This window comes from Mucilaginibacter sp. PAMC 26640, assembly GCA_001596135.1.
Lineage (GTDB): Bacteria > Bacteroidota > Bacteroidia > Sphingobacteriales > Sphingobacteriaceae > Mucilaginibacter.
In genome coordinates this window covers 5,114,364-5,128,783 of record CP014773.1, presented here as the reverse complement: position 1 = coordinate 5,128,783, position 14,420 = coordinate 5,114,364, and the positions used below count along the sequence as shown (strand labels likewise).

General features: G+C 41.4%; 10 protein-coding genes. 5 read left to right on the top strand and 5 right to left on the bottom strand.

Annotated elements, in window-relative coordinates:
• Positions 1-435 precede the first annotated feature (435 nt).
• On the bottom strand, positions 436-903 hold the full coding sequence (locus A0256_22180) for a hypothetical protein (protein ID AMR33961.1): 468 nt from the start codon (positions 901-903) through the stop codon (positions 436-438).
• A 124-nt stretch (positions 904-1,027) separates the two neighbouring features.
• A complete protein-coding gene (locus tag A0256_22175; GenBank protein ID AMR33960.1) occupies positions 1,028-1,654 on the bottom strand; it encodes a carbonic anhydrase in 627 nt (208 codons plus the stop codon).
• A gap of 398 nt (positions 1,655-2,052) precedes the next feature.
• On the opposite strand from A0256_22175, the gene A0256_22170 reads away from it, so the two are divergent.
• The 5 genes from A0256_22170 to A0256_22150 all read left to right on the top strand — a co-directional run bounded on the left by A0256_22170 (position 2,053) and on the right by A0256_22150 (position 12,733).
• The gene (locus A0256_22170) at positions 2,053-3,057 is read left to right on the top strand and encodes an ABC transporter (protein AMR33959.1); all 1,005 of its coding nucleotides are present in this window, start codon (positions 2,053-2,055) and stop codon (positions 3,055-3,057) included.
• On the top strand, positions 3,050-4,408 hold the full coding sequence (locus A0256_22165) for a biotin attachment protein (GenBank protein AMR33958.1): 1,359 nt from the start codon (positions 3,050-3,052) through the stop codon (positions 4,406-4,408). Before A0256_22170 ends, A0256_22165 begins: the two co-directional genes overlap by 8 nt.
• A gap of 23 nt (positions 4,409-4,431) precedes the next feature.
• Entirely contained in the window at positions 4,432-5,901 is a 1,470-nt protein-coding gene (locus A0256_22160) for a transporter (GenBank protein ID AMR33957.1), read from the top strand.
• Between the two features lie 150 nt (positions 5,902-6,051).
• Positions 6,052-11,901, top strand: a complete 5,850-nt coding sequence (locus A0256_22155) for a DNA helicase (protein AMR33956.1) — start codon at positions 6,052-6,054, stop codon at positions 11,899-11,901.
• Positions 11,902-11,962: 61 nt separating this feature from the next.
• Positions 11,963-12,733 (top strand): short-chain dehydrogenase, encoded by a 771-nt coding sequence (locus A0256_22150; GenBank protein AMR33955.1) that lies wholly within the window; start codon positions 11,963-11,965, stop codon positions 12,731-12,733.
• 2 nt (positions 12,734-12,735) lie between these two features.
• Here the strand turns inward: A0256_22150 and A0256_22145 are convergent, their stop codons facing one another.
• The 3 genes from A0256_22145 to A0256_22135 form a co-directional block, all read right to left on the bottom strand.
• Positions 12,736-12,984, bottom strand: a complete 249-nt coding sequence (locus tag A0256_22145) for a hypothetical protein (GenBank protein AMR33954.1) — start codon at positions 12,982-12,984, stop codon at positions 12,736-12,738.
• The gene (locus A0256_22140; protein ID AMR33953.1) at positions 12,981-13,232 is read right to left on the bottom strand and encodes a hypothetical protein; all 252 of its coding nucleotides are present in this window, start codon (positions 13,230-13,232) and stop codon (positions 12,981-12,983) included. The genes A0256_22145 and A0256_22140 overlap by 4 nt, the downstream gene beginning before the upstream one ends.
• A 156-nt stretch (positions 13,233-13,388) precedes the next feature.
• The gene (locus tag A0256_22135; protein ID AMR33952.1) at positions 13,389-14,396 is read right to left on the bottom strand and encodes a hypothetical protein; all 1,008 of its coding nucleotides are present in this window, start codon (positions 14,394-14,396) and stop codon (positions 13,389-13,391) included.
• Positions 14,397-14,420: the final 24 nt, after the last annotated feature.

Sequence of the window (14,420 nt, the reverse complement as noted above, 5' to 3'; positions counted from 1 at the left end):
TTGCTTCCTTGATGCAAGTACTGCAATAGTTACTCACTGCTATATGCTCCCCCGTAGCTACCGAGGATTATAACCATATTTAACATGTAGTTTATAGAGCCAGTATTGCAATACCTCCGTTATAAAAGTAGTATATTATTGTATAATAATTCTAATATTAGTGCAATATTGCACTAATTGGAAAGATTATAGTTTGTGGGAGGATCATATGGTTTGTTGATCTGTTGCTTCTGCTTAAATGCTTTAACTGTTAATATAGGGTAGGATATCCTTGCAGGAATACCTAAAATATGAAATTTAAACTACATCCACTTAATTGGAGTAATAAACAGTCGGCAACTGGGTGAGTATTTTAACGGAAGTATTTTAATTTTTGAGGCTAATTGATGAATGTACGAAATTGATAAGGGTAAGAGTGTCTTAACAACGCCCATGTTACAGTTTCATTTTGAGTTGCTCGAATTTGTGATTAGCGCGATCGTAGAGCAAACCTTTTACATCAATTTTACCGTCAGCAAATTTTTCGCTTAATGAGGGGATATCGGTTATTTCGTACGCCTGCCGGTAAATGTTAAGGCTTGCTAAGAGTTTTTGCTGTTGAGTTGCCTCTAAAGGCTCGAATTGTTCTGCGTGATTGGTTTTTAATCGCTCAAGTTCTTTTTCTGCTATCGTGTGTTTTTTCTTGTAATTATTGATCGTGTTTATTATAAATGTACAATCGCTGTCATTCACCACTACGATTTCTCCTATATCTTCCTGATTGATGAAGTAATCTAGCTCCTGTGAATAATTATTTCCCTCAAAATCAAATACGGACCCTAATGCAGTAAGGAAAATGATATCATCACCAAACTCATTCCTCAAAATAATTTCGATGCCACAGTCCGGACATATGAAAAACAATCTTTTTTTCTCCTTGACTAGCGGATTATAAAATGGCCTCACGTTTATTATTAATTAACCGATTAAAGGTTGATCAATAACAAATGTGAGGCCAGAAGAATGTTATGGAAGAAAATTATCCGGGTTAGTCGAGATGGTAAATCTGCATTATCTTATCCAATAACTGTTTGAAATCAATCTTCAAATCCACTAACTTCCCTGTATGGATGTCAAACACCCAACCGTGAACGGTAAGATTACGATCGATTTGGGCTTTTTGAACTTCAGCGGTTTTGATGACATTGATGCACTGTTCTTCAACGTTTAGTTCAACTAGTCTTTTGTAACGCAGTTCTTCATCATCAATTTTGCTTAACTCTTCCTGATGGGTGCGGTAAACATCGCGAATGTTTCTTAACCATGGATTTAAAATCCCTAAATCCGCTGATTTCATTGCTGCCTGCACACCTCCGCAATAATAGTGGCCACATACTACTATGTGATTTACCTTTAGATGCTGCACTGCATAGTTAATTACAGACATCACGCTTAAATCGGTATTTGGAACCATGTTGGCAATGTTTCTGAGTACAAACACCTCACCTGGCGCAACTCCCATCAATTCTTCGGCAGATACACGGCTGTCCGAACATCCTATGTAAAGAATGTCTGGTGTTTGTCCTTTAGAAAGGTTACTGAAGTATTCCGGTTCAACGTTAAGTTTTTTCTGAACCCAGCTTTCGTTGTTTTTAAATATTTGAGAAATATCCATTTTATAAAATTTGGTATGAAGTGATGAATTGTGTTTTTATAGAACTACCAATCCGTTCTAGCAATATTAATCGGGGGCTGATTAAGGGCTATTATTTCGGTCGCAAGATAGAAAATTTTTACAAGTTCTATAAATACAGGCTGAATTTGTAAAAGTTTTGAAGTTCATTAAAAATAAATTTTGCTACAAAAGTTAATCTGTAAAATCAACTTGATCCTACTCCTTAGATTTTTACAAATGAAAAAAGCTTGCAAACCATTTATTAAATCCTTTTAGTAAATACAATTGGTCTAATCGTACAATGGCTATCTACAAGTTATCTACCAACAAATCTTGCCTATGTAACATTTTTGTTAAAAATTTTAAACAAATTGCCTTAAAATATTATTAAAGAGGCGATGAAAAAGAAACACCAAGCCGCATCCCTGACTCCATGGCAACGACTCGTGCGCATTTTACATAATGAGCGTATAACTATCAATTACATTTTTATATACGCTATATTAATAGGATTAATTGGTTTGTCTTTACCTCTGGGTATCACAGCGGTATTTAACCTGTTATCAAACGGGGCAATGTATAGTTCTACCTACATCCTTATAGCTGTGATTCTTATAGGAATTGTTGTAGGTGGTGTTTTGCTTATTGGCCAGCTAACACTAGTTGAGGTGCTGGAACAAAAGATTTTTGTTAAAGCTGCTATCGAATTTGCTTATCGCCTTCCGCGAATAAAAAAGGAAGAGATGGAAGGAGAGCGACCGCCTGAACTCGTCAACCGCTTTTTTGATATTGTAACTATACAAAAGGGTTTAACCAAATTACTGGTAGATATTGTGGCGGCCGGGGTCCAGATCTTTTTTAGCGCTATCCTGCTTTCTTTTTATCACCCGGTATTTATTGGATTTGGGCTCTTTACTGTTCTATGTATTGTGATAATAATCGCCATATATTACAGGCGCGGAGTGGAAACTAGTATAGAGGAATCTGAATATAAATATCAGGTTGTGGCTTACCTGGAAGAGGTTGCCGCTAATTTGGATGAGTATAGAGGTCAACCGGAAAAAATGAATGAGGTTACCCACCAAACGGATAGGATTACTGCTAAATACATTGGGGCCAGAAACGATCACTTCAGTGTTTTAAAAAAGCTGTTTGCCAGTGCGGTAGTTATGCGCACTATACTAATGGGGGCGTTATTGTTACTGGGTTCTTTTTTTGTGGTTAGCCGGCAGATGACATTCGGTCAGTTTGTAGCGGCTGAGGTGATCATTGTGCAAATTAGCTATGCGGTAGAAAAATTAATGACCAACCTGAATACCGTATTCGATATGGTAACGGGCAGCGAAAAGCTTGCTGTGGTTACCGATCTGGAAATAGAGAAAGGAGAGTTAAGCAATGGTTAGTGAATCAAGTAAATTATTAGCACAAAAAGTTGAGGAGGCATCTGCCTTGTCGCGGGCCGGGCTATTGATGGAAAACGGTCCTAAACTGCTGGGGCGTATAATGTTATTATTGTTGTTGTTATTTATCATTATTTTACTGCTGCCGTGGCGCCAAACCATAGCTGGCCGTGGCACCGTAACTGCTTTAAGGCCCGAAGACAGGCCCCAAACCGTACAGAACCAGATAGGCGGGCGGATTGAAAAATGGTCTGTGCGCGAAGGGCAGGAGGTAAAAAAAGGCGATACAATTCTCGTGCTTTCTGAAACTAACCAATCTTATTTTAATCCCGAATTAACCGACAGGCTGGACGACCAGTTAGATGCCAAACGGGGTAGTGAAGTTGCTGCCGGGCAAAAAATTTCAGCAACCGATGCCCAGATAGCATCATTAACTAACGGTTTACGTATTCAGCTTTCTGCAGCAGAAAATAAGGTTAAGCAAGCATATAATTATGTTCAGATAGATAGTGCCGACCTGGTGGCAACCAAAAACTTTTACGAAACCAGTAAATCACGCTTGATAAGGTATGAGGCGGGTTACAAAAATGGTTTATTCTCGCTAACCGATATTGAAACCCGCAGGTTGAAACTGCAGGAAGACAGGGCAAAAGTAGTTAGCCAGGAGAATAAACTAAACAATGCCAGGCAGGAACTTTTAAATTCAAGAATAGAATTGGATAACATTCGGGCAAAATACCAGCAGTCGCTTGCGTCGGCTCAGGGTAGCCGTAGTTCGGCCGTATCTGATAAAGCCAAAATTAGGGAGGAGATCGCTAAATTACGTAACGAGATGACTAATATAGACATCCGGCGCGGACTGTACGTGGTACGTGCGCCTCAAAATGGCTATGTGGTGAAAACATTAAAAGCCGGTATTGGTGAAAATATCAAAGAGGGAGAGTCAATAGCCACCCTCCAGCCTAAATCACCACTTGTGGCCGCCGAAATTTATGTTGATGCGATGGATGTGCCATTGATATTGGATAGCAGCAATGTTCGCTTGCAGTTTGAAGGCTGGCCATCTGTTCAGTTTTCTGGCTGGCCATCTGTTGCTGTAGGCACTTTTGCAGGTAAAGTATCAGTTATAGATAGGGTAAGTACAGGCGATAAATATCGGTTGCTGATACGTCAGGACCATCCGCTACCTCAAAATGACGAACCATGGCCCATCCAGTTACGGCAGGGTTCCGGCGTTTATGGTAGGGTGATATTGCGCTCGGTACCTGTTTGGTATGAGATTTGGCGTAAATTAAATGGATTCCCTCCCAGCCTCGAAAAGGAACCGACCACTTCTTCAGCAAACAAAAAGTAGTATATAGCAACGTATTTTAACTAATGTACACTGAAATTTACCGTCGATACTTTGCCTGCGCGTTAATGATCATAACGTTATCCTGTTTTTCCCTCGCCGTTTCGGCGCAGCAAAACAAGCCCATTGGCAGGGATACCACGCAACTGTTTTTGCTTAAGGATTTGGAAGAATTGGTGCTGATGTATCACCCGATTGTTAAACAGGCAGAATTGCTTAGCCAGGAAGCAAATGCCAAAGTGATGCAATCGTTGGGCAATTTTGACCCCGCGATCAAAGCATCTTTTAGCAGGAAGAATTTCGGAGGTATCGATTATTATAATCATTGGGATAGTGAGTTGAAAGTACCGTTATGGCTGGCTGGTGCCGACTTGAAGATAGGATATGATCGAAATGTTGGCGTTTACAATAATCCTGAAACCCGCACGGCGTTGTCCGGTCTATCGGGCCTTGGGCTGAGCATTCCATTGGGACAGGGATTTTTAATAGACGCCCGCCGAAACACTTTGCGGCAAGCAAGGATAATGGTTAATTATGCGGAGGCAGAGAAGGTAGCCCAAATCAATAAAGTTTGGTTTACAGCCGTAAAAGATTACTGGAGTTGGTACTACGCAAACAGGCAATATAGCCTGATTCGCGAAGGTGTAGATTTAGCAAGGCGTCGTTTTGTAGCTGTTCGTAATCAGGTTATAATAGGTGATAAACCCCCTATAGATTCTGTTGAGGCAGCCATCACCGTTCAGGATAGGGAAGTGCAATTGGAATCTGCACAATTAGCCTTATCTAACACTCGCCTGGTGTTATCTAATCATCTTTGGAGCAAAGAGGGAGATCCACAGGAACTGCCCTTAAACGCAGTTCCGCAAAATGATGATAAAGCATTGGTAACGGTCAATAAACTCTACCTAGATACGCTTGCAGGGTATGCGGCCAATAAACATCCCGAACTGTTAAAGTTAAAAAGTAAGGGCAGCCAGTTAAACCTAGAGCGTGCTTACCGTGCGGAGCTATTAAAACCTAAATTGAACGTAAATGGGTCCTTTCTTGCCAACCGGAGGGACTTTGGCTATGTTCCGGGTACCTATGATTTTAGATGGGGTAACTATAAAGTAGGCATCGATTTTTCATTCCCTCTTTTTTTGCGTGCAGAGCGGGGTAAGTTAAGAGAAGTAAAGATCCAGCAGCTGGAGTTAAATTATGATATAAAACAAACCGGCAGGGAAATCCAAACGGCCATCAACTCTTCTTATAACGAATTGAAAGCTTACGAGGCGCAGGTTTCTCTGCAAAGCAAAAACGTTAGTAATCAACAATTACTAGTTAAAGGCGAATTGCAAAAATTTGAACTGGGAGAAAGCACGCTGTTTTTGATCAATAGCAGGGAAACTAAATTGATTGAAATGCAAATAAAAAAAGCTGAAATGATTGCAGGAATGCAAAAATCATTAGCTGATCTGTATTACAAAGCAGGGACAATTAATGCTATATCTAATTAAATCTATACAATCTAATTAAATCGGCCTTCGTTCCTAACGGAGTTGATTTAATGAAGGCATTTGTGGGTTGATAGTTGATCTTTTTTGAGGATCTGCACTCTATATTAGGCGGATAGTTTAATAGTTTATAATTGCTATCTTGACTTCTCTATGGATTCCCAAACTATGCCTCCTGTCGCCGTCCTTTTTGATTACACGCCTGCAATAAATTTCGCGCTGCAGCAAAACCATGTTCCTGTAATCCGGGAACTGATTATTAAAAATCAATCCCCAACAGATTGGCAAAATGTAATGGTTAAAGTAACCGCCGAACCTGATTTTGCTACTATTTGGCAACAGGATATTGGAGCTTTACTTATTGGCCAGAGTCATGGTTTTAAAAATATCTCACTGACCATCTCATCCAAGTTCCTGGCAGAATTAACCGAGCGGCTCTCTGGTAAATTTATTTTAACCATATCAAACGGTGATCAACTACTCTATCAGGAACATTACCGTGTTGACCTTTTGGCTTATGATCAATGGAATGGGATTGGTTTATTGCCGGAAATGCTTGTTGCATTCGTTACCCCTAATCACCCGGAAATCGTAAAGATCATTCGCAATGCTTCAGATATATTAGAAAAATGGACGGGCAATCCATCTTTCGACGAATATCAAAGCCGAAATCCAGACCGGGTACGAAAGCAAATGGCTGCGATATATGAGGCCATCGCTGCTATGCAATTTATTTATTGTTCGTTGCCGGCAAGTTTTGAGGAGAGCGGACAACGTATTCGTTTGGCTGATGCAATTTTTAGCAACAAACTGGCTAATTGCCTGGATCTGTCACTTCTGTATGCGGCTTGTTTAGAGGCTGTTGGTATACATCCAATATTAACGATTATTAAAGGCCATGCTTTTGTGGGCGGCTGGCTGATAGATGAGTCGTTTGCCGATGCTGTGAACGATGATCCGTCGTTGATCACCAAACGAACTGCCGATGGCATCAATGATATCGTGGTAATGGAAAGTACCTGTATGATTGCCGGTAATAACGCATCGTTTGATGAAGCTGTAAAATCTGCTGATCAGAAAATGATGCGCACAAGTGATTTTTCGCTCTTTATAGATGTAAAAAGAGCGAGGTTTAGCGGCATCCGTCCTTTGCCTTTACGGGTAGCCACAACAACTGGATGGGAGATTGTTGAGGATGTAAAACGCCAGCGGGAAAATGAGTTGCCTGGTGAAATTTTTGTAGGCCAGAAATTAGGCTATGCAGACAAAATAAATGTGTCTAAACAGCGGCTGTGGGAACGCAAATTACTGGATCTTACGCTAAGAAACAGCCTCCTGAATATCCGCATGACTAAAAGTGTAATTCAGTTTATCACTATAAATGCCGGCAAGTTGGAAGATGCCCTTGCAAGTGGTACCGAATTCCAGGTACTTGCCAAACCATCAGATTGGGATAACAACCCAAGAGATACTGGGATCTACGAATCACTGCACCAGTCTGATCCTATTGCTGATTTGGTTACAAACGAGTTAGGTCATAAACGCTTACGGACTTTCCTATCTGAGATAGAATTAAATAACAGTATTACTGCATTGTATCGGTCTTCGCGGCTGTCGTTGGAAGAAAATGGCGCAAACACACTTTACGTTGGTTTGGGAATGCTGCGCTGGTATGAAACTGACTTGAGTGAGCGGCCAAGATATGCGCCAATATTGCTTTTACCAGTCGAGATCATTCGGAAATCGGCGCAGAAAGGGTACCTTATCCGAAGCAGGGAAGAAGAGACGATTATGAATATTACACTGCTGGAAATGATAAGGCAGGATTTTGGGATAACGATAGGTGGTTTAGAAAGCTTGCCAAAAGATGAGAGTGGGGTAGATGTAAAGTTGATCTTCAATATTATCCGGCAGGCTATTATGGCGAAATCCAGGTGGGATGTGGAGGAGCAGGCGGTGCTTGGGACCTTCTCTTTTAGTAAATTTATATTATGGAACGATATTCATCATAACGCAGATAAACTTGCCCGCAATAAGGTAGTAGCTAGTTTAATCTCTGGCCAACTGGAATGGCAGCCCGAGGAAGATAATTCTGTTATGGCGATAGATGACGGGCAGCTTCACCCGAAAAATGTGGCACTTCCAATCAGTTCAGATTCATCTCAATTGAAGGCCATTTTGGCCTCCGGCGAGGGAAAAAGTTTTGTGCTACATGGTCCTCCGGGCACCGGGAAGTCGCAAACTATTACCAATATTATAGCTAATGCCTTATCTGCGGGGAAAAAAGTGCTATTTGTTGCTGCTAAGAAGGCGGCCCTGGATGTGGTAGAAAGCCGGTTAGAAGCTATAGGTATTGGCGATTTTTGTTTAGAGCTCCACTCTAATAAGTCTAAAAAAACAGCTGTTTTGCAACAGCTGAAGGCTGCTACCGAAATTGTACAAAAAGATGCACCCGCTAACTTTGCATCTGAGGCAGATCGTTTGTATAGTTTGCGTAATGAGCTTAATACTTATGTGGCCGCCCTTCATGAGAAATATCCGTTTGGGTATTCTTTGTTTGAACTATTTACCGAATATAGCAGATTGCCACGGGTCAACAATAGCATCATTTTTCCAACTGAAACTATACAAACCCTTACACCAGACCATTTGATCATATGGCGGGATGTGATAAATGAGTTACAAGCTGCCGGAACGTTGATTACGAGCCCGAAGGGGCACCCGCTTGAAGCTATCCGGATAAATCAGTATACGCTTCAAATAAAAAATGAAGCTCGAAAATCGATAGAGGAATTATTGGCTTTATTGGTGTCGGCAAATGACCAGAGCGATATTGTAAGCGATGTCTTAAAAGTAGGTGGCCTGGTAAAAAGCAGAAAACAGCAAGATGGGTTAATGTTGCTGGCTGGGGTTGCTAGCCAGCTAGAAGATTTGCCGGCGTCCCTAATACAGGTGGATGCCCCTGAGCAAAACCTCGCTCAAATCATTGGCGTAGCTGCTCATGGCAAGCGACGGGATGTGTTGCGAAGTGATTTACTAAACAAGTTTCAAAAAGATATCCTCACTTTTCCTGCCTCTGAAACATTGTACGAATGGAATGCCGCCGCAGAAAAATGGTTTTTACCGCGCTGGTTGAAACAAAAGGCACTGCTTAAAACCGTTAACCGTTTGTCTTTAACAGGTATCGTTTCGGCTCAAGAGGCACCGGGAGTTTTTCAACGCATCATATCTTACCAGAATGAACAGGGTATAATAGACAAAGCCACCTGGCTGCCACCAATGCTTGGTTTTTTATGGCAGAATGGTGAATGCAATTGGGAACGGATAGCTAAAAGCTGCGATCAGATCATAGCCTTGAACCGCGCCGCCGGACAAATAACCAGCACAGCAGATTTGAGAAATTGGCGATTACAGTTAGCCTCAGAATTTACTGAAGGTACCAAAGCTTACATGATACAGCACGAAGCAATTTTAGGCGATTACCTTCAGTCTGCTAACCGGATCACGAGGGTGGAAACAGAACTGCAAGCGCTATTAGGAATAAATTTTGGCAGATTGACGGAGCAGTTTGCAGATTGGAATACAGAGCTGCGCCACCTTGCTTCGGGCTGGTTGCAGCATTTGGAAAGTCTTAAGGACTGGTACAATTGGTTAGCCGTAAAAGAGCGTGCAGTTAGTACCGGTTTACAGCCCTTAGTAACTGCTTTTGAAAACGGAGTGATCACAAGTGGACTTATAACACAGGAATTTGAGCGTGGGTTTTACCGTTCTGGTGCCGAATATATAATTGAGCGCACACCGCAGTTGGCTACTTTCAATTCGGATTTGTTTGAAGAGAAGATCAAGCGTTTTAAAGCTATCAGCACCAACTTTGAGAATTTGACCAAGCAAGAACTTTATGCCAGATTAGCTTCACGAATACCAATTTTTACGCAGGAAGCATCGCAAAGTTCTGAGATAGGCATGCTGCAACGAACCATTCGTAATAATGGCCGGGCAATGTCTATCCGGAAGATCTTTGATGGTATCCCAAATTTACTCCATAGGCTCACTCCCTGTATGCTCATGAGCCCCATCTCTGTAGCACAATATTTTGACGCGGATAGTGTGAAGTTTGACCTGGTGGTTTTTGATGAGGCATCACAAATGCCAACCTGCGAAGCAGTAGGTGCTATTGCACGCGGTACCACTGTAATAGTGGTAGGCGATCCCAAGCAAATGCCGCCTACGAATTTCTTTGCTACTAACAACATAGACGAAGAGCATATCGACAAAGAAGACCTTGAAAGTATTTTGGATGACTGCCTTGCATTGTCTATGCCATCTCACCATTTATTGTGGCATTATCGTAGTAAGCACGAAAGTTTGATCGCATTTAGTAATGCCAAGTACTACGACAACAAACTGCTCACCTTCCCATCTACAGATGATATTGTGAGTAAAGTGCAATTTGTGAAAGTGGAAGGCTTTTATGATAAAGGTAAATCGCGGCAAAACAAGTTTGAAGCCCGGGCAATTGTAGATGAGGTGGTATTTCGCCTGTCAGATCCGGTTTTGGCGTTGAAAAGCATAGGGATAGTTACCTTCAGTTCGGTGCAGCAAACATTGGTTGAAGATCTTCTCACAGAAGTGTTTAAGATTCGCCCTGATCTGGAAAGGATTGCATTGGAAAGTGCCGAACCTATCTTTATTAAAAACCTGGAGAATGTACAGGGAGATGAGCGCGATGTTATTCTATTTTCAATAGGCTATGGTGCCGATGAAAATGGAAAGGTAGGTCTCAACTTTGGCCCCATAAACCGCGACGGTGGTTGGAGAAGGTTAAACGTTGCGGTATCACGCGCAAGGTATGAGATGAAAGTTTTTTCTACATTAACATCAGACCAGATAGATCTTAACCGCACTGCATCCGAGGGCGTAGCAGGGCTTAAAGCTTTTTTAAGCTACGCAGAAAAAGGAAAAATTGCCCTTCCGTTACGCCAAATTACAAAAAACGACCAGGGACCGTCGTTTGAAAACCTCATTGCACTTGAATTAAGGGACCAGGGTTACATTGTGCATACGCAAATAGGGTGCTCGGCTTACAAAATCGACTTGGGTATAGTCGATAAAGATAATCCTTCCGGTTATATATTAGGCGTGCTAACTGATGGACATAGCTACCATAATGCAAAAACATCTCGCGACCGCGAGATTGTTCAGGTAGACGTGCTTAAAGGCCTAGGGTGGAAAATTCACAAAATTTACGCTACCGAATGGTGGGAGAAACCCGAAAAGGTATTTGCGGGTATAGTTGCCGCTATTCGCCACGCCGAAGAAAATAAATTGGCGGCTGCTGCCGATATCACAAATACTACACAACCAGCGGTGCCTGAAGTTTTTAAATCTGGGTCAGAAGTTACGCCACCATTTGTAACACCCAAAGTATCATTACCCTCGCATGTTTTTTACGAAATAGCCCAGTTGGATGCGGTACAGATTCAGACAGCAGAAGACTTTTTTTTACCGCAAAGCCGGGGGCGGATAAAAGCGCAATTATTCAATGTTTTACAAGCTGAAGCACCTATTAGTGCCAATCTGTTAAGTAAGCGCATTTTATCTGCGTGGGGAATCTCCAGGCTAACATCACGGGTGACATTACATCTGGAGGGCTTTTTCGCCGGAATAAACGCTAACCAAACGTTTGCCGGACAAAATGTTTTTTATTGGAATAAAGATCAGCAACCAGGTTTATATAAAACATACAGGATCCCCGCCAATGACGCTCAAAAAAGGGATGCGGACGACCTGCCGCCTGAAGAAGTTGCAAATGCTATGCAGGCGATTTTGAAGAATCAGATCAGTTTGAACAAGGCCGACCTGGTTCGTGAAGCCGCTAAAGTATTTGGTTATGCGAGGCTGGGTATCAATGTGGAAAGTTCAATGCTCAGAGGTATAGAAAAGGCTATAGAAACTGGGCATGCTCATCCAAAAAATGACAGGATTGTGCACTCCGGTTCCTAATACCTGTGAATTGTCGAACACAAAGTTCAAAGCAATTGTGAAATGAAAATAATTTAATGCGATGATTTTTGAAAAAAAGGTAGCGGTTGTTACCGGTGCCGGTCAGGGGATTGGTTTTGAGATCTGCCGGATGCTGGCCGAGCGAGGCGCAAGTGTGGTACTGAATGATATCGACCCCATTCTTGCGACACAGGCAGCACAAACTATTAACCAAAGCTACCCCGAAAGCTGTTTCGCCGTTGCAGGTGATTCGGCGGACCTGGATTTTATTAATAAGTTAATTGCGGTTGCTGTAGAAACTTACGGAAAACTTGATATCGCAATTGCTAACGCAGGCATCACTTTGTTTGGTGATTTTTTTACCTACTCTAAAAACTCTTTTGCTAAAGTAATGGAGGTTAACCTGGCAGGCACCTTCTTTTTGGCCCAGGCAGCCGCAATTCAAATGCGTAAGCAGCAAACAGGGGGGTCGCTGTTATTTACATCATCAGCAGTAGGGCATCGGGCGCTTAAAGATCTGGCTGCGTATGCTATGTCTAAAGCTGCTTTAGAAATGCTGGCAAAAAACCTGGTGATTGAATTATCTCAGTACAAGATCAACGTGAATACAGTTGCACCGGGCGCCACGTTAACCGAACGCACTTTGCAGGAGGCTGATTATGAAAAAGTATGGTCGGCAATAACGCCTATGGGCAGGGCCGGAACGGTGGCAGATGTGGCGAATGCCATTTTATTCCTCGTGTCTGACGAAGCAAGGCATATCACCGGGCAAAATATTCTCGTTGATGGCGGGTGGACATCCGTAAGTACACTACCCAGTGGCATTAAGTAAATTTAATATTTGTTAGTCTTAATGGCCTCAACCTCCCGTTGTAAAACTGCTACCTGGCCTTCCAGTACTTTCAAGCGGATCTCGTTTACCCGGTTCTGGGCCTCCTGCCGGGTGGTCAGATCGTGGATATCGCTTTTCAATTGGAAGTAGCAGGTCATAACCGATGCAACAATACTTGCTGTACTTAATATGGTAACCATAATGTTCTTAATAGTTACACCGCGGAGTTCGCGCTGTTCAAATGTTGTCATGGTGTTAGGATCGTTTGTTGATTAATTGGCCCCTGTTGCTGATTACTTTGAGCCGGTGTAAAGAAGTTCTTAAGCAGGTAAGATAACCCGGCAGCCAAAGCTACTGTACCGATGGATTTCCAATCGACGGTGAAAGAACCTGCCTGTAAAGTGGTTTGTAAAGCGGTGATTACGGCACTGCCGATTGCAACGATAAGGCCTTTAGTTAGGTCTTTAAGATTGATGGAGAATATGGGAGAAGATTTCATAGTGTGATGGAGTTAAAAGAAAGGCAGGAATAGATTTTTACTAAATTCATAGCCTTTTACAAGGTCAACGGTTGATTAATTTCTCTATACTGACAGTCGCCAGCTAGTTTACCTTAAATTGACCAATGATATTTATGAAAACAACAGCTAATTAAATCAAGATCGTGTCAGTCGTTTTAAATATTGCCGTAAAGGAATGTCAAACCAATAAGTAATAAATACTGAAACAATTAATGTGCTTAGTAAAGCAATAAATGCGGAAGAATTTGAGCCTAATGCAGGTAGTAGAAAGTTTCTTAAATCTAGACCAAATGTGTCGTGAATTAAATATAACGCGTAAGAAATTTCACCAAATATCAGAAGTGATGACAACTTTGATAGTTTGATTTTCTCGTAGATTGAACCAGCAAATACAAATAAAAGAAGTGTATAAATCCCAACGTGTTCCCAAATGCCCAGATAAGAATTCATCATTACGCTATTTGTGTGCGATAAGCCCGTGATGACTATCGTTAAAAACAGCAATAACAATCGGTTTAAATTATAGCCCTTTTCGACAGATAAGTAAAATATTATGCCCGCACCGAAAAATTGAATATGGCTAACTAGCGGAAACAAGTATCTTAATAGAACAAAAGATCTTGTTATTAAAGGATGTGTATTGTGATCAACCAAGAAACTAAAATTCACAATCGCCACTAATACTAACGAGATCGCCACCGCCATTTCTATTCGCGGCAACCATCGTAACAGCCAGAGGATAGTAATTATTATATAAAATAGCATTTCAACATACAAAGTCCAATATACCGAACTGATATATTCCGTGCGGAATATTGGTTGGAACATTGTTATGTTTCCTAAAATGTGTCGAAAGTTTAATGAAGGAGATATATTAGATAATAATTTTACTGATATAATACCAATAACAATAGAAAGCCAATACGATGGATAAAGTCTAATAAATCTTGATATCCAAAATTCTTTGACGCTCGTTGCCCGTTTGATTGACATAAAAATAACGAACCCACTTATTATAAAAAATAAGTCAACACCTGTGCATCCATATCGAAAAAAACCAAAATGAAAAAAGCAAACTGAAATGGCCGCAATGCCTCTTAGTAAATCAATTGTTTCAAATCTTTTGTGAATAAGGCCAGCCATTCTTTCTAATAGCAATTATAAAGT

Bases quoted from the DNA above. Each gene is read 5' to 3' on its own strand.
- A0256_22175 (AMR33960.1), bottom strand. From the start codon at position 1,654: ATGGATATTTCTCAAATATTTAAAAACAACGAAAGCTGGGTTCAGAAA.
- A0256_22170 (AMR33959.1), top strand. From the start codon at position 2,053: ATGAAAAAGAAACACCAAGCCGCATCCCTGACTCCATGGCAACGACTC.
- A0256_22165 (AMR33958.1), top strand. From the start codon at position 3,050: ATGGTTAGTGAATCAAGTAAATTATTAGCACAAAAAGTTGAGGAGGCA.
- A0256_22160 (AMR33957.1), top strand. From the start codon at position 4,432: ATGTACACTGAAATTTACCGTCGATACTTTGCCTGCGCGTTAATGATC.
- A0256_22155 (AMR33956.1), top strand. From the start codon at position 6,052: ATGGATTCCCAAACTATGCCTCCTGTCGCCGTCCTTTTTGATTACACG.
- A0256_22150 (AMR33955.1), top strand. From the start codon at position 11,963: ATGATTTTTGAAAAAAAGGTAGCGGTTGTTACCGGTGCCGGTCAGGGG.
- A0256_22145 (AMR33954.1), bottom strand. From the start codon at position 12,984: ATGACAACATTTGAACAGCGCGAACTCCGCGGTGTAACTATTAAGAAC.
- A0256_22140 (AMR33953.1), bottom strand. From the start codon at position 13,232: ATGAAATCTTCTCCCATATTCTCCATCAATCTTAAAGACCTAACTAAA.
- A0256_22135 (AMR33952.1), bottom strand. From the start codon at position 14,396: ATGGCTGGCCTTATTCACAAAAGATTTGAAACAATTGATTTACTAAGA.